This is a genomic window from Klebsiella sp. K-Nf6, assembly GCF_002806655.1.
GTDB classification, from domain to species: domain Bacteria; phylum Pseudomonadota; class Gammaproteobacteria; order Enterobacterales; family Enterobacteriaceae; genus Klebsiella; species Klebsiella variicola.
In genome coordinates this window covers 772,833-799,422 of sequence record NZ_PIBN01000001.1, presented here as the reverse complement: position 1 = coordinate 799,422, position 26,590 = coordinate 772,833, and the positions used below count along the sequence as shown (strand labels likewise).

Here is a 26,590-nt window from a genome sequence, read left to right as displayed (position 1 = left end):
TTTTTCAGCGTAGTCAATGGGGTGAAAATCGCCAGTCAAAAAATGCGTATTATTTGCACGACGTCACACCTTGCCGGCAAAAAGTTTCCCATCGCGCACCAGTTCACGCGGGTAGCTGTTCTTCAGGCGGGAGCCGACGCGCTTGGCCAGGCCCAGCGGGACACCCTGGAAGGTCACGATGGCTTCATCCTGCTGCGGCGCGGTCTGCGGATAGACGTCGCGTCCGCGATACCACTCCTCCGCTTCCTCCTGCGTCAGCTCGAAGGCGCGCTGCGGCGCGGCAAAGGCGATAACCGCCTCATGCTGCCAGCGGTAACCCTTGTTGTGCACCTCCGCCAGGCGTACGCCGATGCGTGAAAAACGCACCTGGCCAAACAGGGGCTCCATAGCCTGCGGGAACAGCCATAGCTCTTTATCCCGCTGCCACAGCGTATGGCCCGCGTCCCACTCGAGGCCAACAGCGTTGGCGGCGGCGGTTACCGCGGCGGCTTCCCGGCCCTTCAGCGGAACAAACGGGAATTTGCCGACCTTATAGCCTGGCGCCGGGAGCGGCTCGATCGCCGCAGTCTTGCGCAGACGAGCAACGAAGAAGCCTTCGCAATCGTAGATCTGCGGGAACACGTGCAGAAACCCTTCAGCGGTTAAGGCATCGGCCGCGCCGGAAAACAGATCTCCCAGCGGCAGGATCTCCACCGCCTGCGGATAACGGGACAGCAGCCACTGAACGACCGCCTGATTTTCCTCGCGATTCAGGGTGCAGGTCGAATACACCAGCGTCCCGCCAGGACGCAGGGCATGGAAGGCGCTGTCGATAAGTTCGCGCTGGGTGGTGGCAATGTCGAGGTTGCTCTCCGGCGACCAGTTTTTCAGCGCGTCAGCATCTTTACGCACCACGCCTTCGCCCGAACAGGGAGCATCAAGCAGGATGGCGTCGAAAGCTTCAGGTAGCGCCGCGCCGAAAACCCGGCCGTCGAAGTGGGTCAGGGCGACGTTACTGATGCCGCAGCGGCTGATGTTGGCATGCAGCACCTTCACCCGGCTGGCGGAGAACTCATTGGCCAGGATACCGCCCGCGTTACCCATTCGGGCGGCGATCTGGGTGGTCTTTGACCCCGGCGCGGCCGCAACGTCCATCACTCGTTCAGGCTGCGGGTTATCCGCGAACAGGGCGGCGACCGGTAGCATGGAGCTTGCTTCCTGAATATAGAACAGCCCGCTGAGATGTTCGGCGGTACTGCCCAGCGGCAGCGCATCGTCGTTGTCCCGCTCGATCCAGAATCCCTCTTCGCACCAGGGGACCGGCGTCAGCTGCCAGCCATAGGGGGCGACCAGAGAGAGGAAATCATCAACGCTAATCTTCAGCGTGTTGACGCGAATACTGCGGCGTAGCGGGCGCTGGCAGGCGGCGATAAAGTCGTCGAAGGAGAGGTGCGCGGGCATTGCCGCACGCATTTGAGCGAGAAACGCTTCAGGGAAATAGACAGTATTTTCAGCCACAGGCAGCGCACCACAGAAAAAAAGGGTGCGCAGTTTAGCACAAACGCCCCGGTGCAGGACACCGGGGCGTGCGGTTGGTTATCTTCCCGCCCTCGGCGTTGGCCGGGGCGGGAGAAGGGGTCGTGAGGGTTACTGCGGCAGGGCGGTGCCCCATTCCCGCCACTCTTTCGGCTCGCTCTCCTGCAGCAGGAAGTGCTTGCCATCCTGAGCCTTTGGCGCCAGCGGCGTACCCGGCGGCGTGGCAAACGCGATCCCGCCGCGGATAAACTGATTGAAGGTTCCGGTTTTCACCACGCCGCCAATCAGGCCGAAGTCGAGGCTGTAACCTGAGGCCAGCCAGAACACCGAGTTATTGCGTACCAGATACTGGTAGCGCTTACTGATACGCAGTTTCACCATCACCCGATCGGACATCGACCCCAGCGACAGGCCGGTGACTGTCCCCACTTCAAGGCCGCGGAACAGGACCGGCGTACCGATGCCAAGCGACCCCGCCTCCGGCGCTTCCACCACAATGTTCAGGCCGTCGATATAGCGTGAGTCGCTGATCGTCGTATCCTGGATCTCAAAGTCGCGGCGCGCCGGGCCGCGTCCGGGCTCAACGTTGATATACGACTGGAACAGGGTGTCCAGATGCTCGACGCCCGCGGCGGAGATTTGCGGGGTGATCACCGAGAAGCGGGTCCCGGCCCGGGCGAAGGTGCCGACGTATTCCGGGTAGAGCACCGCTTTCGCCTGCACTTCGTTTTTGGCGGTGATCAGCTCCAGGGACTGGATCTGACCGATATCGATGCCGAGATAACGAATCGGCATCCCGGCCGCCATCTTCCCGGCGTCAAACGCGTGTAGGGTGATCTGGCCGCCCACGGCGCGTGCCGCCGTTTCAGAAGCATAAAGGATACGTTTGTTATTCAGCCGCGCGTTGGCGCTACTGCCGTTGAGGTTATCGAAACTGATCGCGCCTTTAATGGCGCGCGCCAGCGGCGAGGCCTGGACGGTGAGCCCGTTGCCGTCAAGTTTGACCTTCGCACCCCCTTCGGCCCAGAAGACGCTGTTGTTGGTCAGCAGGTAGCGGTACTCCGGCTTGATATGCAGATCGATATCGAACGCGTCGCTGCGCGGTTTGACGGAGATAATTTCGCCGACGGCGAATTTACGATACAGCACGACCGAGCCGGCCTGAACGTCAGGCAGGGTCTCCGCTGAGAGGCTTAAGGTGGTGGTCGGCACTTCACTCAGGCTGTTTTCCTGGGCCTTTTCGAGGTTGGCGTACAGCGGGTAGCTGCTCTGCATTTCGCCTTTTTCTCCCGGAATGACCCGGATCCCGCCATTGACCCACTCGCTGGCGCTGGCCCCCAGCACCTGCACGCCATCGAGTCCGACTTTGACATCCAGACGGCTGTTAACCACAAACTTGCTGTCGCCGCGAATGAGATCGCGGTATTCCGGGGCAATGGCGACCTGGAAGGTGACACCTTTAGCCGTCAGTTTGCGCTCCAGCACCTGGCCGACTTTTACCCCGTGCAGCACCAGCGGCTGGCCGCCGTCAATCCCGTAACTTTCCGGCGCGGAGAGCGTGACGGTGGCGACGTTGGGTTCCTCCAGCAATGCTTTATCTGCTGGCATGACGGAGAAGTGATTGCGCGGCTCGCCTTCCCCGGGTACCAGTTCAAAGGTATTGCCGGTGAGCAGGGCGCTGACGCTGGGGTTGTCGAGGGAGATCTTCGGCTTCTTCATCTGAATCAGCGTTTTCTCACGCAGCAGCGTCACCACGCTCGGGTCGACGGTCATCTCGCCGGTCACCTTGCCGCCGGGGTTAAGATTCAGCTTACTTAACTGGCCCACTTCCAGCCCCTGATACATCAGCGGCGTCGAGCCTGCTTTCAGCCCATCGCCGTCGGGCAGGTCGAGGGTGACCAGCACACCACGCTGGCTATGCGCCAGATCTTCGTACAGATGATAGTCATCGTTTTGCGCCGCAACCTGCGAATCGGCGGGGGAGTCAAAGGCGATAGCGCCGTTCACCAGTGCAGAAAGGTTCTCCAGCTGCACTTTTGCCCCACTCAGGCCGACGTCGGCTTTGATCCCGGAGACGTTCCAGAAGCGGCTGCCTTTTTTCACCAGGTTGGTAAACCGGCGTTCGATCAGGACATCGATGGTGACTCCCTGATTATTGGCATTCAGGGTGAAGTCATACACGCGACCGACCGGGATCTTGCGGAAATAGACCAGCGAGCCGCTGCTCAGGGAGCCAAGGTCAGGGGCCTGCAGGTGGATCATCAGCTCGCCGTTGTTGATGCGGTATTTCGGCTGAGTGTCGAGGGCCACGAAGTGATCTTCGGGATCGCCTTTGCCTGGCATCATGCCGATGTAGTTCCCGCCCACCAGCGCATCCAGCCCGGAGACCCCGGCCAGAGAGGCTTTCGGCGTGACCAGCCAGAACTGGGTCTCTTTACGCAGTGCATCTTTCATATCGCGTTTGATGCTGGCGGAAACCTCAATTTTACTCAGGTCTTTACTGAGGCTAATATCCTGGACGGTACCGACTTCCACCCCCTGATAGCGGATAGGCGTCCGCCCCGGGACGATGCCGTTAGCGGACTGGAAATCGATGGTAATCGTCGATCCGCGGTCGTCAAAGCTGGTCCAGATGAGCCAGGCGGCAATCAGCAGCGCGATGACCGGCAACAGCCAGAATGGCGAGATACGGCGTTTAGTTTTTATTCTGGCTTCAGTCTGCGAAGCGGGCGATTCCTGACTCATGTGCGTCCCAAAGTAAGCGGCTGTCCAGCCATTCAACTGCAAGAATAGTTAAAATTACTGCACCGCCGAAGTAAACCGCCGCCGGCCCCATGGTGAAGGCGAGGAGCTGATCGCGATTTATTAGCGACATGGTGAGTGAGATAACAAACAGATCCAACATCGACCAGCGGCCAATCCAGGTTATCAGCCGCAGCAGCAGGATGCGGGTGCGCAACCCCTGCTCACACTTGAATTGTATGCTGACCAGGAGGGTAAATAACACTATAACTTTGGTGAATGGCACCAAAATACTGGCGATAAACACCACCCCTGCGATGGCGATATTGCTGTTGGCAAGGGAGATTATCCCGGAGAGGATCGTATCGTCCTGGCGCGCACCATTGACATAGATGATCGAGATCGGCAGCAGGTTGGCCGGTAAGAGGAAAATCATCGAAGCGACCAGCGCCGCCCAGCTGCGCTGCAGGCTCTGGGGCCGGCGATGATGCAGCGGGGTGTGGCAGCGTCGGCAGCGGCCACGCGCGTCGCGGTAGCCGGTGTAGTGGCAACTGGTGCACACCTGCAGATTATTATCGGCGCGGGTCGCCGGCCGTTCAGGATAGAAACGCTCCCACAGCTCTTCGACGTTCATGTGAATAAGCGTCAGGATGCTCAGCAGCGTTAGCGAGATAAACGCCACCAGGCCGATGCCGGGCTGCAGGAAGGCGTAATCCTGCACCTTGATGGAGGCGACGCCAATACCCACCAGATAGATATCCAGCATCACCCACTCTTTGAGCTTGCCGAGCATCAGCAGCACCGGGCGCAGGTTCATCCCCAGCACGTTGCCCAGCCAAAGATAGCTAATCGAGACCACCAGCAGCACCGGGGCGACCACCGCGCAAAACAGCACCATGGCGGCGGTAAGCGGGTCACCCTGTGCGGTCATCTGCCAGATCCCCTGCAGGACGTTGGCGTCGATGCGTACGCCCAGCAGATGCAGGCGCAGCAGAGGTTCAGACCAGGCAAAAGGCATGAGCAGCAGCATCGCAACGGCCATGCTGCCCAGACGCGTCAGCGACCAGTCGCGCCCATCACGCACCTTCGCGTTACAGCGTGGACACCAGGCGCTTTGGTAGCGTTTAAGCACCGGTAAGCGAAAGAGCATGTCACACTGCGTACAGCGCTGATAATGCGCATAGGGAAGCGGCGTGCTGACGGCATGCACGACCATCTTCTTCGCAGGTTTGATCGTTGGTGTTTTTATCGGCATTTATTACGTACAGGAATGAATGTATCCCACTATCTTAACCTATGAATGAATTCATCTTGAGCCTAAGCGCATTTAATGCTTATTTTAGTAGGCTGTACGTATCAGGCAGTAAGACAACCAAGTGAAGATATAATGAGCAAAACAGAATTTTACGCGGATCTAAACCGCGATTTCCAGGCATTAATGGCAGGTGAAACCAGTTTTCTGGCGATGATCGCCAATACCAGCGCGCTGCTGTTCGAGCGGCTGAGCGAAGTCAACTGGGCCGGTTTCTATCTTCTGGAAGGCGATACCCTGGTATTGGGGCCGTTCCAGGGCAAACTGGCCTGTGTGCGCATTCCGGTCGGTCGCGGCGTGTGCGGCGCCGCGGTGGCGCAAGCCCAGGTCCAGCGCGTTGAGGACGTGCATGCGTTTGATGGTCATATTGCCTGCGATGCGGCCAGTAATTCGGAAATCGTCTTTCCCCTGCGCGTGAACGACCAGATTATCGGCGTACTGGATATCGACAGCCCGGCGTACGGCCGCTTCACCGCTGAAGATGAGCAGGGGTTGCGCACGCTGGTCGAGCAACTGGAAAAACGGATCGCGGCCACTGATTATCAAAAAATCTTTACCCGTGTCGTGGGATAATCAACGGATAACGTAGCATTTAGCGAGGACGTCATTATAATGTCGCCTGTTCATGCCTGCGGCTTGTTGGCTACGTCCGTTGTAATCAGGAAATTTCATGGAAAATCAACCTAAGTTGAATAGCAGTAAAGAAGTTATCGCCTTTCTGGCCGAACGTTTCCCTCAGTGCTTTAGCGCTGAAGGCGAAGCGCGCCCCCTGAAAATTGGTATTTTTCAGGATCTCGTTGAGCGAGTGGGTGGTGAGATGAATCTCAGCAAAACCCAGCTTCGCGCTGCATTACGTCTCTACACGTCTAGCTGGCGTTATCTGTACGGCGTGAAAGCCGGCGCTATCCGCGTTGACCTGGACGGCAACCCGTGTGGCGAACTGGAAGAACAGCACATCGCCCATGCGCGTCAGCAGCTGGAAGAAGCAAAAGCTCGCGTTCAGACGCAGCGCGCTGCCCAGCAGGCGAAAAAACGCGAAGCCGCCGCCGCAGGCCAGCAGGATGAAGGGGTTCGCCGCGAGCGTAAACCGCGTCCTCAGCAGCCGCGTCGTAAAGAAGGCGCTGAACAGCGTAAACCACGTCCTGTTGCGGCCAAAGCCCCGCGTGAAGAGCGTCATACTCCGGTATCGGATGTTTCCGTTCTGACCGTCGGCCAGGCGCTGAAGGTAAAAGCAGGCAATAACGCAATGGACGCCACCGTTCTGGAAATCACCAAAGATGGCGTTCGTGTACAGCTGACTTCTGGTATGTCAATGATTGTACGCGCAGAACACCTGGTGTTCTGAAACGGAGGCCGGGCCAGGCATGAACACATTTTTTAAAATCACCGCGCTTGCGGGCCTGCTGGCAATAGCAGGCCATGCTTTCGCTGTTGATGAAATAACCCGTGCAGATCAAATTCCCGTGCTAAAAGAAGAGCCGCAGCACGCGACGGTGAGCGAGCGCGTGACGTCGCGCTTTACCCGCTCTCACTACCGTCAGTTTGATCTCGACAACGCCTTCTCGGCAAAGATTTTTGACCGTTATCTGAACCTGCTGGACTACAGCCATAATGTGCTGCTGGCCAGCGATGTGGCGAAGTTTGCGGCCAAAAAAGACCAAATCGGCGACGAACTGCGCACCGGGAAACTGGACGTCTTCTACGACCTCTACAACCTGGCGCAGCAGCGTCGCTTTGAGCGCTATCAGTATGCGCTGAAGGTGCTGGAACGTCCGATGGACTTTACCGGCAACGATAATTTCAACCTCGATCGCTCCAAAGCACCGTGGCCAAAAGATGAGGCCGAGCTGAACACGCTGTGGGACGCCAAGGTTAAGTTTGACCAGTTAAGCCTGAAGCTGGCGGGTAAAGACGATAAAGAGATCCGCGATACTTTAACCCGTCGCTATAAGTTCGCGATCCGTCGTCTGGCGCAAACCAACAGCGAAGATGTTTTCTCGCTCGCGATGACTGCCTTCGCTCGCGAAATCGACCCGCACACCAACTATCTGTCTCCACGTAATACCGAGCAGTTCAACACTGAGATGAGCCTCTCTCTCGAGGGGATCGGCGCTGTCCTGCAGATGGATGATGACTACACCGTCATCAATTCGCTGGTGGCGGGCGGTCCGGCCGCGAAGAGCAAAGCGATCAGTGTCGGCGACCGCATCGTTGGCGTTGGCCAGACCGGGAAGCCGATGGTTGATGTCATCGGCTGGCGTCTGGATGATGTTGTCGCGCTGATTAAAGGGCCGAAGGGCAGCAAAGTGCGCCTTGAGATCCTGCCGGCTGGCAAAGGAGCCAAGACGCGTATCGTGACTCTGACCCGCGAGCGGATCCGTCTGGAAGACCGCGCGGTGAAGATGTCGGTGAAAACCGTCGGTAAAGAAAAAGTCGGTGTGCTGGATATTCCGGGCTTTTACGTTGGCCTGACCGATGACGTGAAAGTGCAGTTGCAGAAGCTGGAAAAACAGAACGTCAGCAGTATCGTCATTGATCTGCGCAGCAATGGCGGCGGGGCGCTGACCGAGGCGGTATCGCTCTCGGGTCTGTTTATTCCGTCCGGCCCGGTGGTGCAGGTGCGGGATAACAATGGCAAGGTCCGCGAAGACAGCGACAACGATGGCGTGGTCTATTACAAAGGGCCGCTGGTGGTGCTGGTTGACCGCTTTAGCGCCTCGGCGTCTGAGATCTTTGCCGCAGCGATGCAGGATTATGGCCGCGCGCTGATCGTTGGCGAGCCGACCTTCGGTAAAGGGACGGTACAGCAGTATCGCTCGTTGAATCGTATCTACGATCAGATGCTGCGTCCGGACTGGCCAGCCTTAGGTTCCGTCCAGTACACCATCCAGAAGTTCTACCGCATTAACGGCGGCAGTACGCAGCGTAAAGGCGTGACGCCGGATATCATGATGCCAACCGGTAATGAAGATCGTGAGACCGGTGAGCAGTATGAAGACAACGCCCTGCCGTGGGACAGCATCAATGCGGCCACCTATGTGAAGTCCGGGGACCTGACCCCGTTTGGACCGGAACTGCTCAAGCGCCATGATGAGCGTATCGCGCAGGATCCCGAGTTCCAGTACATCATGAAGGATATTGCCCGTTATAACGCGATGAAGGACAAGCGTAACATCGTCTCTCTGAACTACGCCCAGCGTGAGAAAGAGAACGAAGAGGATGATGCGATTCGTCTGGCGCGGATTAACGATCGCCTGAAACGCGAAGGCAAGCCGCCGCTGAAAAAACTGGATGACCTGGCGAAGGATTACCAGGAGCCGGATCCGTATCTTGATGAAACGGTCCATATTGCGGTAGACCTGGCGCATCTTGAGAAAGCGCGCCCGGCGGTGGAACCGCCAGCCAGTAAATAAATAGCAAACGGGCACCTCTGAAGGTGCCCGTTTTTTTTGTGCTTTTGTCATTACCGTTCAGCTCAACTAACAAAATGTCAACCTGCCCGGTCGCTGTCAGCAAGATGCTACAAAATGTAAAGTTGTGTTTTTATCGTGACTTAGCGGGGGCTGATGGTTGAAAATTGCAGTCTGACCCATACGATGTGGGTAATCGCATAGTGCGTTTTGTTAAATTGAGGTAAAAAGAAAATTATGATGCGAATCGCGCTTTTCCTGCTGACGAACCTGGCAGTGATGGTCGTGTTCGGGCTGGTGTTAAGCCTCACGGGGATCCAATCCAGCAGCATGACCGGTCTGTTGATTATGGCCCTGCTGTTCGGCTTCGGTGGTTCTATCGTTTCACTGATGATGTCGAAATGGATGGCGCTGAAGTCTGTGGGTGGGGAAGTGATCGAGCAGCCGCGCAACGAAACGGAACGTTGGCTGATGCACACCGTCGCCCAGCAGGCGCAGCAGGCGGGCATTGCCATGCCGCAGGTGGCTATTTACCACGCGCCTGATATCAACGCCTTTGCCACCGGCGCGCGTCGCGACGCCTCGCTGGTCGCCGTCAGTACCGGGCTGTTACAAAACATGAGTCGTGATGAAGCGGAAGCAGTCATTGCCCATGAAATCAGCCACATCGCTAATGGCGACATGGTCACCATGACGCTGATCCAGGGGGTAGTGAACACCTTCGTTATCTTTATCTCCCGCGTGATTGCCCAGATTGCGGCCGGTTTCCTCGGCGGCAACCGGGAAGATGAAGGGGAGAGCAGCAATGGCAACCCGTTAATTTATTTTGCCGTTGCCACGGTGCTGGAGCTGGTGTTCGGTATTCTGGCCAGCATTATCACCATGTGGTTCTCTCGTCATCGCGAGTTCCACGCTGACGCCGGCTCGGCGCGACTGGTGGGCCGCGAGAAGATGATTGCAGCCCTGCAGCGACTGAAAACCAGCTATGAGCCGCAGGAAGCCAGCAGCATGATGGCGTTCTGCATCAATGGTAAAGCGAAATCCATGAGCGAGCTGTTTATGACTCACCCGCCGCTGGATAAGCGTATTGAAGCCCTGCGTAGCGGTGAGTATCTGAAGTAATTCGTCGGTCCGACGCTAAAAATAAAAATCCGCAGCCCGAAAGCTGCGGATTTTTTTTGCCGCCGTTTATCAGGCCGCGCGCGGCTGGGTGACGCGCAGACCGCTAATCAATGCGGCAACGGTGGCCAGAATACCAGCCAGCAGCAGGGCAGTATGGGTGCCGCTGTTGCCGAGCAGGTTGAACAACAGGGCGACCAGCGCCGCGCCAGTGCTCTGACCGAGCAGGCGGGCGGTGCCCAGCATCCCGCTGGCGCCACCGCTGCGATGACTCGGGGCCGAGGCGACAATCGTATGGTTATTCGGTGACTGGAACAGCCCGAAACCGGCGCCACACAGCGCCATGCGCCAGATGATATCCAGATCGGACGGCGACTCGGGCAGTAGCGCCAGGCCGAACAGGCCGCAGGCCATAATAAGCAGACCGATGGCCCCCAGCAGCCCCGCATGGCATTTCTCAATCAAATAGCCCGCCAGCGGCGCCATCACCATGGTCGCCAGCGGCCACGGTGTCAGCAGCAGGCCGGTCTCCACTTCGCTGCGTCCCATCATTGACTGCAGAAAGAAGGGCAGGGAAACCATCGCCAGCATCTGCGCACAGAAGGAACAGATGGAGGTGCAAATAGAAAGCGAGAAGAGTGGGATGCGCAACAGGTCGACCGGCAGCAGTGGGACGGGCATGCTGAGCTGGCGGCGAACAAAGAAGAAGCCCACCACCAGCATGGCGGCCACTTCCGACAGCACCAGTTGAACAGACTGTCCCTGGGCGAACCCGCTGAGCGCAGTGATCAGCAATCCGAAGGTGAGGGCGTTCATGATGGCGCTTGGCAGATCGAAGCGGATGATTTTGCTGCGTGCGCTGTTGGGCGGCAGAAAGCGCATGGCCAGAACAAAAGCGACGATCCCCAGAGGCACGTTAATTAAAAACAGCCATTGCCATGAGGCGAGGGAAAGGATCGCCGCGGCGATAGTCGGGCCTGCCGCCGATGAGACCGCGACGACAAAGGAGTTAATGCCCATGCCGCGTCCGAGAAAGCGCTGCGGATAAATCAGGCGGATTAGCGCGGTGTTCACGCTCATCAGCGCGGCGCCGCCCAGCCCCTGAGCGACGCGGGCGAAGGTCAGCATTTCGAGGCTACGCGACAGCGCGCAGGCCAGCGAGGTAAAGATAAACACCACCAGGCCTATCTTATAGATGCGGCGATAGCCGACCATATCACCGAGGAAGGAGAGCGGCAGCAGGGCGATAACAATGGCGATTTGGTAGGCGTTGACGATCCAGATTGACGACGCCGGCGAGGCGTTAAGATCGCTAGCGATGGTCGGGAGCGCGACGTTGGCGATAGCCCCGTCGAGCACGGCCATGGTCAGCCCAAGCACGATGGTCAGAATGGCACCATAGCGTTGCGGCAGCGGCACGCCATCGGAAGAATTTTTATCCATGGTGAATATAAGTCTTAAATGAAACGGTTTTTTGAATGATGAGTTTAGCATTGATTAATCCGCAGTATGTCGCAGATTTGTAACGAAGTGGCAGAAGAATGATTGCGGCGCAGAGGCGGCGAATTTATAATAAAAACCGGTTCTAAATTTTATAAAACAGTTACGACGAGGTGATAAATGGCAGGTGCAGATTTGGATAAACAGCCAGATTCTGTCTCTTCGGTATTGAAGGTTTTTGGCATCTTACAGGCGCTGGGTGAAGAGCGTGAAATTGGCATTACCGAACTGTCCCAGCGCGTCATGATGTCGAAAAGCACCGTTTATCGCTTTTTACAGACCATGAAATCACTGGGCTATGTGGCACAGGAAGGGGAGTCAGAGAAATACTCCCTCACGCTCAAGCTGTTCGAGCTGGGCGCACGCGCGCTGCAGAACGTCGACCTGGTGCGCAGCGCGGATATTCAGATGCGCGAACTCTCGCGACTGACGAAAGAGACTATTCACCTCGGCGCGCTGGATGAAGACAGCATTGTCTACATCCACAAGATTGACTCAATGTACAACCTGCGGATGTACTCGCGCATTGGCCGCCGCAACCCGCTGTACAGTACCGCGATCGGTAAGGTGCTGTTGGCCTGGCGCGATCGCAGTGAAGTTGAGCAGATCCTCGAGGGCGTGGAGTATAAGCGCAGCACCGAGCGGACGATCACCAGCACGGAGGAGCTGCTTAAGGTACTGGATGGCGTACGCGAGCAGGGATATGGCGAAGATAACGAAGAGCAGGAAGAGGGGCTGCGCTGCATCGGAGTCCCGGTGTTCGACCGTTTCGGCGTGGTTATCGCCGGACTGAGCATCTCTTTCCCGACGCTACGTTTCTCAGAAGAACGTTTGCATGAATACGTGGCGATGCTGCACCAGGCAGCGCGTAAGATTTCTGAGCAAATGGGATACAATGACTACCCGTTCTGACGCGGTAGCTGAAACATCCGGCGAGCGCGGTGCTATTGTCGCGCTCGCCGGACCAATTTTAGCCGTTATCAACCACGGTTGCGCTTTTGCGCAGAATGGGACAGTTACTGACGCCGATCACACCGCTGTTGGAATGCACATAAAGTGCGGTACTGACCCCGCGGGCGGTGAGATACTGACACTTAAGACCCAGACCACCGACGTTTTCTTCACTGTGGAATAATACGCCATAGCCGCTTAATAATACGCCAATCCATAAGATAGCCACGACGACAATAGTACGAATGATTAATCGCATTGATGCCTCATTATTTGTATGATCCTTGCCGTGATTTTGACACGAACACGTTTTGAAACAAGTCGATGATTCCTAAACTTGCCTTTCGTATTACAGTTAGCCGCGGTTTAAGAAGGCCGTGTTATCCTGGCGACATAAAGTACTAAAGCGGAGAGTGGAGTGAAAAAATTACGGTGGGTTTTACTGATAGTCATCATAGCAGGCTGCCTGTTGCTGTGGACTCAGATGCTTAACGTAATGTGCGACCAGGATGTTCAGTTTTTCAGCGGCATTTGCACTATCAATAAATTCATCCCGTGGTAAGACATTTTTCTGACGACTGATTTCCTTCTGCGGTGTGGGTGGTAGAATGAACGCCTTCTCTTTGAGGTGGTGAAATGAGTGAGTTACTAAATCCTGGGTTCTTAAATCTGGCATCGCTGGCCGTGTCCGTCGCGTTGCTGCTTGTCGGTCTGTTGTTATGGTTCTTCGTCAACCGCGCCAGTTCGCGGGCGAACGAGCAGATAGAACTGCTGCAAGCGCTGCTGGATCAGCAAAAGCGGCAGAATGCGCTGTTACGTCGCCTCTGTGAAGCCAATGTGCCGGAAAAAGAGGACGTGGCTGAACCAACCGTCGCGGGTAAGGCGAAAGGGGAGGATGAGTTTATCCGCCTGGTGGCAGAGCGCTAAGTACCTCGACAGGTGTGCATCATAAGGTGCGCACCTGCATGATAGCTGGCAGTAATATCTTATTCTTATTCCATTATTCCTTTCTCAGCGCAATATTCTCTTTATTACACGCTGTAAATAAAGTCATCCCCGCCACGTTTATTGCTATGGAATGTGACACTGTCATCATTTTTTCATTATTAAGGTGCAGAATTAGCACTATTTTTAGCGTGGCGACTAACAGGTTTTATTATCACTACACTGGCGTGGCTTTAGCGATTTTTCGTCTGCTGTTATGACTAAATATGCGCATCAATATTCATCGACTTCAGCGTACCGCCGTCAGTATGGCGGTTCGTATACGTACATACCTGGACGAAGCGAAGTTGTTGAGCTATGGTAAAAAAGTTGCAGTAATGAGGCAGCAACCGGGTGATATTAGCGAACGCTATAGTGCCTTGCCAGGGGCGGCAAAGACGCATAAATGTGCAGGCGATCAAATGATTACCTTATAATTTGTGCGAACGATCGTGACACGTTTAAAAATGGCTTGCCATTATTTACGTAGTATGTGATAACACGTTTCGGGTTAAACGAGGTACAGTTCTGTTTATGTGTGGCATTTTCAGTAAAGAAGTCCTGAGTAAACACGTTGTCGTTGAATACCGCTTCTCTGCCGAACCTTAAATTAGTGCCTCATGCAGTTATGTGTCAGTTTTATCTATGTAAACGCCAGCAGGCGAAGAAAACAGTCTAAGGAATTTTGCAAATGGCAAAGATTAAAGGTCAAGTTAAGTGGTTCAACGAGTCTAAAGGTTTTGGTTTCATTACTCCGGCTGATGGCAGCAAAGACGTGTTCGTACACTTCTCCGCTATCCAGGGTAACGGCTTCAAAACTCTGGCTGAAGGCCAGAACGTTGAGTTCGAAATTCAGGACGGCCAGAAAGGTCCGGCTGCAGTTAACGTAACTGCTATCTGATACAAGACCACTCTTCTTGTATAAAAGCCTCGCCTGCGCGGGGCTTTTGCGTTTTTATTGCAAAGCATGTCATTTTACCCCCTCCCGTCGCGTCTTGTTGCAAATACTCAACTTTATTAGCATTGTGTAGCAGTCTGTTTTGCTAATTTTCTGTTAAATCAGATGGTTGCAAAATAATGCCGGAGCTATGGTGCTAAAGAAAAAAATGAAGTCCTCCGCCAGCTTTACCCCGATTCGCTTCGGGTTACTGTGTGTGGCCATTCTTGGTTGTCTGGGACTGCTGCTGGCCCGTGTGGGCTGGCTGCAAATTATCTCTCCCGATAATCTGGTAAAACAAGAAGATATGCGTTCTCTGCGCGAAGAGCCCGTGGCGGTAGAGCGCGGCATGATTAGCGACCGTGAAGGCCGACCGCTGGCGGTGAGCGTACCGGTCAGCGCTATCTGGATCGACCCGCAAACTACCATGGAGAAGGGTGGGGTTGGCTATGGTCCTCGCTGGCAGGCAATGGCCGAAGCACTACATCTCAACCTCGGGGAGCTGGCCCAGCGGGTACAGAGCCATCCGCACGCCCGTTTTCTCTATCTGGCGCGTCAGATCAATCCGGAGCAGGCGGAGTGGATTGATAAACTGCATCTCCCGGGCGTCTATCTGCGCGATGAATCGCGACGTTTCTATCCGGCAGGACATGTGGCTGCCAATCTGCTGGGCTTTACCAACGTCGATAATCAGGGCATCGAAGGGGTGGAGAAAAGCTTTAATGCCCAGCTGACCGGCAAACCTGGCCGACGTCTGGTGCGCAAAGATAAACATGGCAATGTTATTGAAAATATTACCGAAGTGCCGCCAGTTCCGGCGCACAATCTGCAACTGAGTATTGATGAACGCCTGCAGACAGTGACCGAAGATGCCCTCGACAATGCTGTTCGCTGGAATAAGGCGGAATCCGGGGCGGCGGTGTTGATCAAAATTGATACCGGCGAGATTCTGGCGATGGCCAGCTACCCGGACTTCAATCCGAACAATCGCGATACCGCGACGCTGGATGATTTCCGCAACCGCGCCATCAGTGACACCTTCGAACCCGGGTCGACCGTTAAACCGCTGGTGATCATGACCGCGCTCCAGCAGGGGATTGTCCAGCCGGACAGCGTGGTGGACACCCATCCGTTTGTCCTCGACGGCCACCGTATCCGTGATGTTGGCTATTATCCGGAGCTGAGTCTGACCGGGATCCTGCAAAAATCCAGTGATACCGGCGTGTCGCATCTCTCGCTCGCTATGCCGGTGCAGCATCTGCTTGATACCTATCAGGCATTCGGTTTCGGCGAGCCGACCGGATTGGGGTTGACCGGCGAAAGCGCCGGGCTGATGCCGCATCGTCGCTACTGGGGGCAACTGGATCGTGCCACCTTCGCGTTCGGCTATGGATTAATGGTGACGCCGCTCCAGCTGGCGCACGTCTACGCGACTATCGGCGGTTTCGGTATTGAACGACCGTTGTCGATCACCCGCATCGATCCGCCGGTGATAGGCACACGGGTGATGCCGGAGAACATTGTTCACAGCGTGGAGCATATGATGGAGAGCGTGGCGCTCCCGGGCGGGGGCGGGACCAAAGCGGCGGTGCGCGACTATCGGGTGGCGGTAAAAACCGGGACCGCGAAGAAAATCGGCCCGGACGGAAAATATATCGACAAGTATGTGGCCTATACCGCCGGTGTGGCGCCCGCCAGTCGCCCGCAGTTTGCCCTGGTGGTGGTGATGAACGATCCGAGCAATGGTTCCTATTACGGCGGGGCGGTGTCCGCGCCGGTCTTCAGCCAGATCATGGGAGATGTCCTGCGGCTGGAAAATGTGATGCCGGACGGTATGCCGCAAGGGGCGGAGAATCTGATCGTGATGCACGACAGCCATCCGCTGGCGCCGGCGCTGTAACAGTGGTCTGCGGGGGAGAATAGCGCTACACTTTCGCCCTTTCAGCGACACCGGAGCCGTCATGTCATACAGTTGCCCCCTTTGCCACGCGCCGCTAAGCCGCAGCGACAACCACTATTCCTGCCCGCAGCGGCATCAGTTCGATCTGGCGAAAGAGGGGTATGTCAATCTGCTACCGGTGCAGTTCAAACGGTCACGCGATCCTGGCGATAGCGCAGAGATGATGCAGGCCCGGCGGGCGTTTCTGGATGCGGGTCATTATCAGCCGCTACGGGAGGCGATCGCCGAGCGGCTGCAGCACTACGCCCCAGCGGACTTACTGGATATCGGCTGTGGCGAAGGGTATTACACCCACGCGTTTGCCGCCATCGCCAGCCGCAGCTGGGGGCTGGACGTGTCGAAGCCGGCGATTCGCGCGGCGGCAAAACGCTATCCAGAGGTCAGTTTCTGCGTGGCCTCCAGCCAGCGCCTGCCGTTCTCCGACGCCAGTTTCGATGCGGTGGTGCGTATTTACGCGCCCTGCAATGCCGAAGAGCTGGCGCGGGTGGTGCGTCCTGGCGGATGGGTAATCACCGCCACGCCGGGTCCACGCCATTTGCTGGAGCTGAAAGGGCTGATTTACGATGAAGTTCGTCTTCATGAGCTGAAGACGGAAGCGATGCCGGGGTTCCGCCTGGATGCTCAGCAGCAGCTGGCCTATCCGATGACGCTGACCGGTGATGAAGCGCAGGCGCTGCTGCAGATGACGCCGTTCGCGTGGCGGGCTAAGCCTGAGGTGCACGCCGCGCTGCGTCAGCAGGCGACATTTGGCTGTCAGACCGATTTCATGATCCATTGCTGGCAGCGAGAGGCATAAGGCTTAGCCGGCGAAATGGCTCCAGAGGATTTCGCTGCCGATACCAATCAGCACAATACCGCCGAGGATTTCGGCCCGTTTGCCTAACAGCGGGCCGATAAAGCGACCGACCATGATCCCCAGCGTCGACATAAGAAACGTCGCGCAACCGATCGCCAGCGCGGTGGTCACAATGCTGACCTGCAGGAAGGCCAGACCCACACCAACGGCCATCGCGTCAAGGCTGGTGGCGAAGGCGGTGGTGACCAGCAGCCAGAAACCATGACGGCGAGGCGCTTCACACACCTCGTCGCTGTCGCCGCGAAAACCTTCCACGACCATTCGCCCGCCGAGAAACACCAGCAGAATAAAGGCAATCCAGTGGTTCCACTCGAGGACAAACTGGCTGGCCAGCATGCCGAGTCCCCAGCCGACCAGCGGGGTCAGGGTTTCGATGGCGCCAAAAATCAGCCCGGTACGGATGGCTTCTGAGAATTTAGGTTTGTGCAGGGTGGCACCCTTGCCGATAGAGGCCGCGAAGGCGTCCATAGACATGCCGAAGGCGAGAAGAATGGTAGCGGATAAATTCATGTGCGTGTCCTGACCGGGGATAATCCATATGACACATCGCTGCCCCCAGTAAATATACGCGGAGCCGCTCAATGGCTGAGCAATACGTACAGCAGTGATGTATCTATGGTCTCGCCTGATTGAATCACTTCAACCCGTACGTGCCACGTTTTGCAACGAGTATGTTGACACGTACATTTCCTGGCAAACAGGAAATCGGCTACTCCCCAACGACGGGCGCAACCTTAACATATTTTTAGAATATAAAACAATAACAGAAGACGGCTATTTTAATAAACAAATGATAACGATTTTCATTTGAATTTCTAAGTAAATAAATAGTTAATAAAAAAGGCAAGAGAAGGCGAGGAAATATAGCCATGGCTATATGTTTTTCCAGACGAACGCTGGAAAGATATAGCGCTGGCTATATTCTTAACTCATTGAGTTGAAAGGAGGAGTTTGGATATCTTCTCCAGGTCGTCGATATTTCGTACGCGAATCAGCAGCCGCCGTTGCTCTAATTGCATCACCAGCACGCCGTCTTCGGATAAATTCATCTCTTTAATTCGCGGATATTCTATCCACGCGTTGGCGAAGAAAAAACCACGCGGTTTAAAAATGATTTTCGGTGTGCGCATCCAGAATAAATAGAGACCCATCAGCGCCAGGGCAGATAATAACCAGGTGGTGATCGCGGTGCCGTGCTGAGTAATGTTGTTATAGATCAGAATGGCAGTGAGGCCGACAAAGATCAGGCCGTCAACACGGCTGCGGCGAAGCAGGGGGATGGCCAGCAGCACCGGGCCGTTCCGCCTCGGCATAATGAACTGGTCGTACACCGCGTAGGCCAGTAGCGCAAGGATAAACAGAAAGATCACCAGGTCAGTGAATGTCATTGCTTTGCGTTCCTCCTGATAAAAAAAAGCCGGGGGCAAGCCCCCGGCGTACAGCTTGAAAATTACAGACCCAGCAGGCCGACCGCGTAGCCCGCGATACCGATGACGAAGAAGCCAACGATGATCCACAGCGGGTTAACTTTCTTGCGCAGCAGCCACATACACGCGAAGGTCAACAGCAGCGGCACCAGGCCCGGCATCAGCTGGTCGAGGATGGTTTGCACCGTGGTGACGTGAACCTGTCCGTCAGAACCGGTGATTTTTGACACCACCAACGGAATGTTCACGTGCGTCCACTTGTTAACCAGTGCCCCCATCACAAACAGGCCGAGGATTGACGCCCCCTCAGTCAGTTTCTGCAGGAAACCGCCGCCCATGTCCTTCACGATGTCCACGCCTTTACGATAACCGTAGGCAACGCCGTAGTAACGGGTCAGCAGACGCACCGCGTTGAACAGGATAAAGAACAGCAGAGGACCGAGCAGGCTACCGCTCATCGCGATCCCAGCGCCTAAGGCCGCGAACACGGGACGCACAGTACCCCAGAAGATCGGGTCGCCGACGCCGGCCAGTGGCCCCATCAGACCGACTTTGATGCCGTTGATGGCGCCATCGTCAATCTCTGCGCCATTGGCGCGCTGCTCTTCCATTGCCAGCGTTACGCCCAGTACCGGAGCGGCAACGTAAGGATGGGTGTTGAAGAACTCAAGGTGACGTTTAATCGCCTGCTTACGCGCATCGTTGTTCTCCGGGTACAGGCGACGGATCGCTGGAACCATAGAGAAGCAGAAGCCCAGCGCCTGCATACGTTCGAAGTTCCATGAACCCTGGAACAGGTTAGAACGAATGAACACGCCACGAATATCACTCTGAGTGAGTTTTTTCTCGGTGGTATTTTTAGTCATATCAACCATTTCGCTCACCTGTTAGTCCAGTTCGTTATCGAGATCGTTGTTACCAGCCGCCTGAGCCGGCGCACCGGCGACGCGGTTATATTTCGGGCTCAGCTGGATGTAGAGGATAGCCATGACCGCACCAATCACACCCAGAGCCACCAGGTTGAAGTTGGTGAAGGCGGCGGTGACGAAGCCGAGGTAGAAGAACGGCATCAGGTAGCCTGCGCGCATCATGTTGATGACCATCGCATAACCGACAACCACGATCATACCGCCGGCGATGTTCAGACCGCTGGTGACCACTTCAGGGATCGCGTTCAGCAGGCCCTGGACTTCGCTGGTACCGACGGAAATCGCCACGATAACGGCCGGGATAGCGATACGCATCGCCTGCAGGAACAGGGACGAGACGTGCAACCACGACAGGGCGGTCAGGTTGCCATTCTCCGCCGCTTTATCCGCCGCGTGCTGGAAGGCTACGGTGATGGTACGAACGATAATGGTCAGCACCTGGCCTGCCGCCGCCAGCGGGATAGCCAGCGCGATACCGGCACCGATGCTCTGATGGCCGGCAATAACCAGAACGGTGGAAATAATGGACGCCAGTGCGGCATCAGGGGCAACCGCCGCACCGATGTTCATCCAACCCAGGGCGATCATTTCCAGCGTACCGCCGATGATAATACCGGTTTTCATATCGCCGAGAACGGCACCGATCAGCGTACAGGCGACCAGAGGACGGTGGAACTGAAATTCATCTAGTACCGACTCCATACCCGCAATACACGCGACGATGAACACCAGCACAATCTGAAGAAGGGTAATCTCCATTGTACTTCTCCTGTTGATTAAGTCTTAAAGTGAAAACTGGGGCGCGATCGGCAAGGTTATTTATCAGCCTTAGCGATCAGATCCATCATTTTCAGTTTCGGGTCGGTGGACACTTTACGTGCCTCCAGCTCGATACCGCGTGCGTTCAGTTTTTTAAACGCCTCAATATCTTTAGCATCGACAGAAATCGCGTTGTTAACCTGGGTCTTGCCCTGGCGGAACGCCATACCACCGATGTTGACGCTGGTGATTTTCACGCCGCCCTCGACGATACGCTCAACGTCAGTCGGGTTAGTAAACAGCAGCATAACGCGCTGTCCGGCATACTTCGGGTTGTTGTAGACGCGGATCATTTTGGCCACATCCACGACGTGGGCGGTGACGCCTGGCGGCGCAACCTGAGTCAGCAGGGTTTTGCGTACGGTATCCGCGGCGACTTCGTCGCTGACGACGATGATGCGGGTGACGTTGGTCTCTTTGGTCCAGCGGGTGGCGACCTGACCATGGATCAGACGGTCGTCAATGCGCGCGAGGCCAATCACCATATAGTCGTTCGGGCCCATCGGTTTGGCCGGCGCGGCGGCTTTTGGCGCCGCGGCAGGGGCTGGCGCGGGAGCCGCTTTTTCTACCGGTTTGGCCTTCAGCGCTTTCACGCCTTCGCTACCGGTCTCTACCGCTAAGGCGACCAGTTCATCAAACGAAGGGTCGTCATCGCGGGCCATGAAGGTTTCCACCAGCATCGGGATGTTGACGCCAGCGATAACTTCGTAATGCTCTTTATCGACGACAATGCGGCTCGCAGCGTTGAACGGGCTGCCTCCCCATGTATCGACGAGAAATAGCACGCCTTTACTGGTATCCAGTTTTGCCAACTGGGCATTGTATTTCTCGATCAGCGTTTCGGCGTTTTCACCCGGAACGAAATCGATCCAGCCAACGTTTTCCTGCTCGCCCAACAGCATCTCTGCTGTTTTCAGCAGCTGTTCTGCAGCCCAACCATGTGTGCCTATTACAATAGCAATCGTCACTTGCTACCTCCTTTATTATCGTGAATGCATCATCTGCTTTGATACATCCTGAATCACTCTTGAGGACAAAATCGATTCAGTTAGGGTGTAAGATAGAAAATAGTTACTACCGCGAATTATTTTAGACAGTGAAAAAATAATTAATGTGATGAAGATCCGTTAATCAGGCATCGCCTGGTAATAATTTTGCAGCGCAAAAAATAGCCTTAGTTATTGCAAATTCAGGTAAATTTTTTCCAATTTCGATCTATATTTTGCTATGTTTAACTTCCGTTTAATTACTCAGGAGTATAGGGCATAGCCCGCAGTATGGACCGTCATCGACGTCTTTTCACTTTCTGGCACCTGGTTGCCACCTCCACGCATCACGCTTTTCTCTCAGCACCTATTGTCGCGCCCATGCATGACATGGCGATGACTCAGCTTGCCGCTAACCGGAGTCGTACATGGAATTGTTAATGGATCCCTCAATCTGGGCCGGCCTGTTGACGCTTATCGTTCTGGAGATTGTGCTCGGTATCGACAACCTGGTGTTCATTGCCATCCTGGCGGATAAACTGCCGCCGAAGCAGCGCGATAAAGCCCGACTGATCGGCCTGTCGCTGGCGCTGGTGATGCGCCTGGGGCTGCTGTCGGTGATCTCCTGGATGGTGACCCTGACGAAGCCGCTGATTACCATCGCCGATTTCTCCTTTTCCGGGCGCGACCTCATCATGCTGCTCGGCGGGATCTTCTTGCTGTTTAAGGCGACGACCGAACTGCATGAGCGGCTGGAAAACCGCCAGCACGATGCCGGTCACGGTAAAGGGTATGCCAGTTTCTGGGTGGTGGTACTGCAGATCGTGGTGTTGGACGCCGTCTTCTCTCTGGATGCGGTGATCACGGCGGTCGGGATGGTTAACCATCTGCCGGTGATGATGGCGGCGGTGGTGATCGCCATGATCATGATGCTGCTGGCGTCGAAGCCGTTGACGCGCTTTGTCAACCAGCACCCGACGGTGGTGGTGCTCTGTCTGAGCTTCCTGTTGATGATCGGCCTGAGCCTGGTGGCGGAAGGGTTTGGCTTCCATATTCCGAAAGGGTATCTGTACGCTGCGATCGGTTTCTCGATCATCATCGAGTTCTTTAACCAGGTGGCGCGGCGCAACTTTGTCCGACATCAGTCGACGCTGCCGCTGCGTGCCCGTACCGCGGATGCGATCCTGCGTCTGATGGGGGGCCGGAAACAAGCCTCTGCTAGCCATGACGCAGACAGCCCGGCAGCCATACCGGTCCCGGAAGGGGCGTTTGCCGAAGAAGAGCGTTACATGATTAACGGCGTGCTGACGCTGGCCCAGCGCTCTCTGCGCGGTATTATGACCCCGCGCGGGGAAATCAGCTGGGTTGACGCCGAACAGAGTGACGATGAAATTCGTCGTCAGCTGCTCTCGTCGCCGCACAGTCTGTTTCCGGTCTGCCGCGGAGAACTGGATGAAATCATCGGTATCGTGCGGGCGAAAGAGTTGCTGGTGGCCCTGGAGGCAGGTGAGAACATTGCGGCGTTGGCCTCTGCCTCTCCGGCAATTGTCGTCCCGGAAACGCTGGACCCGATCAATCTGCTTGGGGTTCTGCGCCGTGCGCGCGGCAGCTTTGTCATCGTGACCAACGAGTTTGGCATGGTACAGGGACTGGTGACGCCGCTGGACGTCCTTGAAGCCATCGCCGGTGAATTCCCGGATGCCGATGAGACGCCGGAGATCGTCATTGACGGCGATGGCTGGTTGATCAAAGGGTCGACCGACCTGCATGCGCTGCAGCAGGCGCTTGGACTGGATGCGCTGGTCAATGAAGATGAGGATATTGCCACGGTGGCCGGGTTGGTGATCGCCGTCAATGGCCATATCCCGCGTATTGGCGACACCGTGTCGCTACCGCCGCTGCAGTTTACCGTGGTGGAAGCGAATGATTACCGGGTCGACCTGGTCCGCGCGGTGGTCACCCGTCCACTGAGCGACGAAGAAGAGTAATTGCCCTGCTCGCCGGCCCCTGGGGCCGGCGAGCTATTCTGCCCACTCGGTTTTCTGTCCCTCTCTGTCTGCCAGCCACGCCGGAAACGCCTCAACCGGCATCGGCCGGGCGTAATAAAATCCCTGCAGTACATCGACGCCGTGGCCTCTGAGGTAGCTTTCCTGCTCCAGCGTCTCCACCCCTTCGGCAACGGTAACGATATTCAGACGATCGGCGAGGGCAATAATAATATCCGTCACCGTGGCATTGACGCTGTCTATCCCGACGGAACTGGTAAACGAGCGGTCAATCTTCAGCACGTCCGGACGCAGTTTTTCCAGCCACGAGAGTGAGCTGTTACCGGTGCCAAAATCATCTATCGCCAGCTGGACCCCTTTGAAGTGCAGATGTTCAGCCATGTGCTGGTCGCCATCCTGCAGGACATCGCGCTCGGTGAGCTCGACCACCAGCTGCTGTACCGGGTTGACGCTAAACCAGTAATTGTGCAGGTCGCGGAGCAGTAAACCATTGGCAAAGTGACGGGCGGCGACATTAATCGCAATATGAAAATGGCGGTCGCTGGGGAAAGCGTCCAGGCGGCGGGCGGTTTCGGCAATCACGTAGCGGGTGAGGGGAATAATCAGATTGTCCCCTTCGGCGATGGGAATAAACACTTCTGGCGAAATCGCCCCGCGGCGGGGGTTGTTCCAGCGCAGCAGGATCTCCACCCCGCAGCAGCGTCCGCTGCGCGCATCCTGCAGCGGCTGGCACCAGAGCGTAAACTCCCGGGCAGAGATGCCGAGACTTATCTCTCGCGAGAAACTCATTCTGCCGGCGGTGGCCAGCCAGGTGATGCCGGTCATCAACAGGCTGAAGATAAGGGCCAGCGGCAGCTCACCAGGCAGCTCCTCCAGCGCGATAGTCGAGGCGCCCGGACCGTTAATGTTGATGGTAAAGGGAAATTCTGTGGAGCGCTGGCGATAAATCACCGACGCCTGCGGGGCGTGCGCTTTGTCAATCAGGCCGAGTCCGCTGATAAAATAATGGTCGCCAACCTGCAGGCTGACGTCGCTGATCAGGGGCGATTTTTCCTTGAGAATTAAGGTTCCCAGCAGCTCGATATTGACAATTAACATCACGCCGTCGAGGCCGCTTTCCGAGGCTGGATACCACTGGATCAGCACCGGCGTGCCTTTGAGCAGTGAGTTGTCGGTAGAAAAGAGCAGTAAGGGGTGGTGAGCCGGAAGAGCGGGCTGCAGCTGGTGCAGATCCGCCTGCCGTTGCCCAAAGATACTGGAACAGTAGATCATCCCTGACGCCACCAGCGCGACGGAGCGGACCGTCTGCAGCGAGGCCGCCATTTTGCGCAGCGTGAGATGAATATCCATGCAGGGTTTGTCGACCAGGGAGAGTAGCGTCGCCCGCTCTGCACTCAGCGGACGCAGGATATTATTCAGCGCCGTGACCCGCTGGCTGGCGGCAGTACGAATATACTCTTCATTTACGCTACGCTGTGAAATAAATCGGATAGCTAAGGTGGTACCCAGGGTTAGCAAGGCTACCAGCAGGCAGACAATAATGCGTTTGCGACGATAGGCCGTAATGACTTTTTGTGCAGTCTGCATGTGCGACACCCTGTCGACAGGACGAGTGGTTAAGCGTGGCTTATTTAATAGAGCAATTGTAGTGGCAGAATATCGCCAGGTATAGAAAAAAGAAAATGCGCCGGTGAAGGCGCATCAGGGAGCTGTCAGTAACCCATGTTATCCCCCTGCGCGCTTTGCGGGCGCAGGGGAAGGCGAACAGTTTAGTCACACTGAACTTTAATCGCCAGGCCGCCACGTGAGGTTTCGCGATACTTGGCGTTCATGTCTTTGCCGGTTTCGTACATGGTCTCGATCACTTTGTCGAGCGAGACGCGCGGTTCGCTGGTACGGCGCATCGCCATTCGCGCGGCATTGATCGCCTTGACAGAGGCAATGGCGTTACGTTCAATGCATGGCACTTGCACCTGGCCGGCGACCGGGTCGCAGGTCAGGCCGAGGTTGTGTTCCATGCCGATCTCCGCCGCCACGCAAACCTGTTCCGGGCTGGCGCCCAGCAGTTCAGCCAGACCTGCCGCCGCCATCGAGCAGGCAACGCCCACTTCACCCTGACAGCCGACTTCCGCGCCGGAAATGGACGCATTCATCTTGTACAGCGCGCCGATCGCTCCGCAGGCCATAAAGTAGCGAATATAGATCTCCGGGCTGACGGACTCGATAAAGTGATCGTAATAGGCGAGTACGGCTGGAACGATGCCGCAGGCGCCGTTGGTCGGCGCGGTCACTACGCGGCCACCGGCGGCATTTTCTTCATTGACCGCCAGCGCGAACATATTGACCCAGTCAACGACGTTCATTGGATCGCTGGAGAGCTTATCGCTGGCCACCAGCAGACGACGCAGCGCCGAGGCGCGACGCGGCACGCGAAGCGGACCCGGCAGCACGCCCTCGGTGTTCATCCCGCGGTCGATACAGGCGCGCATGGTCTGCCAGACGTTGGCGAAATAGTCCTCGATCTCTTTTTTGCTGTGCAGCGCCAGTTCGTTCTGCATCACCATGCCGGAGAGCGACAGGCCGGTCTCTTTACAGTATGCCAGCATTTCCTGTGCCGATTTAAACGGGTAGGGAACCTGCAATTCGTTGGCGTCTTCTTTGCCGAAGTGCTCTTCGTCGACGATAAAGCCGCCGCCAATCGAGTAATACGTTTTGCTGTAGATCTCTTTCTCGCCGGCCCAGGCATGAATGGTCATGCCGTTTTCGTGCAGCGGCAGATTGTCACTGCGAAAACGCATGCCGTCATCGGCCGGGAAGTCGACTTCTTGCTGCCCGTTGGCCAGCAGCAGTCGGCCGCGCGCCTCGACGTCACGGATAAATGCCGGGATCGCGTCAATATCGACCGTATCGGGCTGATTGCCCGCCAGTCCCATGATAATAGCGATGTCCGTATGGTGGCCTTTGCCGGTTAATGACAGTGAACCGTAGACGTCAACCGCCACACGGGTCACCGCATTAAGCAATCCTTTTTCGACCAGGTCATCGACGAACTGTTTACCGGCCTTCATCGGGCCAACAGTGTGGGAAGATGAGGGACCAATCCCCACCTTGAACATGTCGAATAGACTAATCACGAT

Annotated in this window: 22 protein-coding genes, 2 pseudogenes and 1 riboswitch; of the genes and pseudogenes, 12 read left to right on the top strand and 12 right to left on the bottom strand. The window is 56.3% G+C overall.

From position 1 onward, the window contains the following. Positions 1–63 precede the first annotated feature (63 nt). The 3 genes from rsmF to yebS all read right to left on the bottom strand — a co-directional run bounded on the left by rsmF (position 64) and on the right by yebS (position 5,512). Positions 64–1,497, bottom strand: coding sequence for a 16S rRNA (cytosine(1407)-C(5))-methyltransferase RsmF (gene rsmF / locus CWM61_RS03920; protein WP_074385464.1), 1,434 nt, complete (start codon positions 1,495–1,497; stop codon positions 64–66). Between the two features lie 129 nt (positions 1,498–1,626). Then, positions 1,627–4,260 carry a PqiB family protein gene (locus tag CWM61_RS03915; RefSeq protein WP_061154116.1) on the bottom strand — a complete coding sequence of 878 codons (2,634 nt, stop codon included), beginning with the start codon at positions 4,258–4,260 and terminating at the stop codon, positions 1,627–1,629. Further along, positions 4,229–5,512 carry a membrane integrity lipid transport subunit YebS gene (gene yebS, locus CWM61_RS03910; RefSeq protein ID WP_074385466.1) on the bottom strand — a complete coding sequence of 428 codons (1,284 nt, stop codon included), beginning with the start codon at positions 5,510–5,512 and terminating at the stop codon, positions 4,229–4,231. The genes CWM61_RS03915 and yebS overlap by 32 nt, the downstream gene beginning before the upstream one ends. A gap of 132 nt (positions 5,513–5,644) precedes the next feature. On the opposite strand from yebS, the pseudogene CWM61_RS03905 reads away from it, so the two are divergent. The 4 genes and pseudogenes from CWM61_RS03905 (at position 5,645) to htpX (ending at position 10,101) form a co-directional block, all read left to right on the top strand. After that, positions 5,645–6,158 (top strand): annotated as a pseudogene (locus CWM61_RS03905) (GAF domain-containing protein). Positions 6,159–6,239: 81 nt separating this feature from the next. Then, the gene (gene proQ, locus CWM61_RS03900; RefSeq protein WP_032741230.1) at positions 6,240–6,914 is read left to right on the top strand and encodes an RNA chaperone ProQ; all 675 of its coding nucleotides are present in this window, start codon (positions 6,240–6,242) and stop codon (positions 6,912–6,914) included. A 19-nt stretch (positions 6,915–6,933) separates the two neighbouring features. After that, a complete protein-coding gene (gene prc / locus CWM61_RS03895; protein ID WP_061154119.1) occupies positions 6,934–8,982 on the top strand; it encodes a carboxy terminal-processing peptidase in 2,049 nt (682 codons plus the stop codon). Positions 8,983–9,216: 234 nt separating this feature from the next. Next, a complete protein-coding gene (gene htpX / locus CWM61_RS03890; RefSeq protein ID WP_008804280.1) occupies positions 9,217–10,101 on the top strand; it encodes a protease HtpX in 885 nt (294 codons plus the stop codon). A 69-nt stretch (positions 10,102–10,170) separates the two neighbouring features. Here the strand turns inward: htpX and CWM61_RS03885 are convergent, their stop codons facing one another. Then, a complete protein-coding gene (locus CWM61_RS03885) occupies positions 10,171–11,541 on the bottom strand; it encodes an MFS transporter (protein ID WP_074385468.1) in 1,371 nt (456 codons plus the stop codon). 177 nt (positions 11,542–11,718) lie between these two features. Between CWM61_RS03885 and kdgR the strand changes: the two genes are divergently transcribed. After that, positions 11,719–12,510, top strand: coding sequence for a DNA-binding transcriptional regulator KdgR (gene kdgR, locus CWM61_RS03875; RefSeq protein WP_061154121.1), 792 nt, complete (start codon positions 11,719–11,721; stop codon positions 12,508–12,510). 58 nt (positions 12,511–12,568) lie between these two features. Here the strand turns inward: kdgR and CWM61_RS03870 are convergent, their stop codons facing one another. Next, complete coding sequence (locus CWM61_RS03870; protein WP_008804283.1) at positions 12,569–12,808, bottom strand: YobH family protein; 240 nt, start codon at positions 12,806–12,808, stop codon at positions 12,569–12,571. A gap of 159 nt (positions 12,809–12,967) precedes the next feature. Between CWM61_RS03870 and mgrB the strand changes: the two genes are divergently transcribed. The 6 genes and pseudogenes from mgrB to rlmA all read left to right on the top strand — a co-directional run bounded on the left by mgrB (position 12,968) and on the right by rlmA (position 17,226). After that, positions 12,968–13,111, top strand: a complete 144-nt coding sequence (mgrB, locus tag CWM61_RS03865; protein ID WP_002911375.1) for a PhoP/PhoQ regulator MgrB — start codon at positions 12,968–12,970, stop codon at positions 13,109–13,111. A 74-nt stretch (positions 13,112–13,185) separates the two neighbouring features. Then, positions 13,186–13,476 carry a YebO family protein gene (locus CWM61_RS03860; protein ID WP_061154122.1) on the top strand — a complete coding sequence of 97 codons (291 nt, stop codon included), beginning with the start codon at positions 13,186–13,188 and terminating at the stop codon, positions 13,474–13,476. A 591-nt stretch (positions 13,477–14,067) separates the two neighbouring features. Then, positions 14,068–14,139, top strand: a pseudogene (locus tag CWM61_RS03845) (DUF2627 domain-containing protein); the annotation flags it as partial. A gap of 85 nt (positions 14,140–14,224) precedes the next feature. Continuing rightward, positions 14,225–14,434 carry a transcription antiterminator/RNA stability regulator CspE gene (gene cspE / locus CWM61_RS03840; RefSeq protein WP_001062678.1) on the top strand — a complete coding sequence of 70 codons (210 nt, stop codon included), beginning with the start codon at positions 14,225–14,227 and terminating at the stop codon, positions 14,432–14,434. Between the two features lie 187 nt (positions 14,435–14,621). After that, complete coding sequence (ftsI, locus tag CWM61_RS03835; protein ID WP_061154123.1) at positions 14,622–16,370, top strand: peptidoglycan glycosyltransferase FtsI; 1,749 nt, start codon at positions 14,622–14,624, stop codon at positions 16,368–16,370. A 61-nt stretch (positions 16,371–16,431) separates the two neighbouring features. Then, entirely contained in the window at positions 16,432–17,226 is a 795-nt protein-coding gene (rlmA, locus tag CWM61_RS03830) for a 23S rRNA (guanine(745)-N(1))-methyltransferase (protein ID WP_100630717.1), read from the top strand. Positions 17,227–17,229: 3 nt separating this feature from the next. On the opposite strand, the gene mntP is transcribed toward rlmA, so the two are convergent. The 5 genes from mntP to manX all read right to left on the bottom strand — a co-directional run bounded on the left by mntP (position 17,230) and on the right by manX (position 21,429). Next, positions 17,230–17,796 (bottom strand): manganese efflux pump MntP, encoded by a 567-nt coding sequence (mntP, locus tag CWM61_RS03825; protein WP_100630716.1) that lies wholly within the window; start codon positions 17,794–17,796, stop codon positions 17,230–17,232. Positions 17,797–17,913: 117 nt separating this feature from the next. After that, positions 17,914–18,016, bottom strand: a riboswitch (yybP-ykoY riboswitch). 199 nt (positions 18,017–18,215) lie between these two features. Next, positions 18,216–18,674 carry a DUF986 family protein gene (locus CWM61_RS03820; protein WP_100630715.1) on the bottom strand — a complete coding sequence of 153 codons (459 nt, stop codon included), beginning with the start codon at positions 18,672–18,674 and terminating at the stop codon, positions 18,216–18,218. 62 nt (positions 18,675–18,736) lie between these two features. Beyond that, positions 18,737–19,588 (bottom strand): PTS mannose transporter subunit IID, encoded by an 852-nt coding sequence (locus CWM61_RS03815; protein ID WP_061154127.1) that lies wholly within the window; start codon positions 19,586–19,588, stop codon positions 18,737–18,739. Positions 19,589–19,600: 12 nt separating this feature from the next. Continuing rightward, on the bottom strand, positions 19,601–20,401 hold the full coding sequence (locus CWM61_RS03810) for a PTS mannose/fructose/sorbose transporter subunit IIC (RefSeq protein ID WP_004203359.1): 801 nt from the start codon (positions 20,399–20,401) through the stop codon (positions 19,601–19,603). 56 nt (positions 20,402–20,457) lie between these two features. Next, the gene (gene manX / locus CWM61_RS03805; RefSeq protein WP_061154128.1) at positions 20,458–21,429 is read right to left on the bottom strand and encodes a PTS mannose transporter subunit IIAB; all 972 of its coding nucleotides are present in this window, start codon (positions 21,427–21,429) and stop codon (positions 20,458–20,460) included. A 446-nt stretch (positions 21,430–21,875) separates the two neighbouring features. Between manX and yoaE the strand changes: the two genes are divergently transcribed. Next, complete coding sequence (gene yoaE / locus CWM61_RS03800) at positions 21,876–23,435, top strand: CNNM family cation transport protein YoaE (protein WP_061154129.1); 1,560 nt, start codon at positions 21,876–21,878, stop codon at positions 23,433–23,435. Between the two features lie 33 nt (positions 23,436–23,468). Here yoaE and CWM61_RS03795 read toward each other — a convergent pair whose 3' ends face one another. Both CWM61_RS03795 and sdaA read right to left on the bottom strand, forming a co-directional pair. Next, on the bottom strand, positions 23,469–25,040 hold the full coding sequence (locus tag CWM61_RS03795; protein WP_074385472.1) for an EAL domain-containing protein: 1,572 nt from the start codon (positions 25,038–25,040) through the stop codon (positions 23,469–23,471). A gap of 182 nt (positions 25,041–25,222) precedes the next feature. After that, positions 25,223–26,587 (bottom strand): L-serine ammonia-lyase, encoded by a 1,365-nt coding sequence (gene sdaA / locus CWM61_RS03790; RefSeq protein WP_100630714.1) that lies wholly within the window; start codon positions 26,585–26,587, stop codon positions 25,223–25,225. Positions 26,588–26,590: the final 3 nt, after the last annotated feature.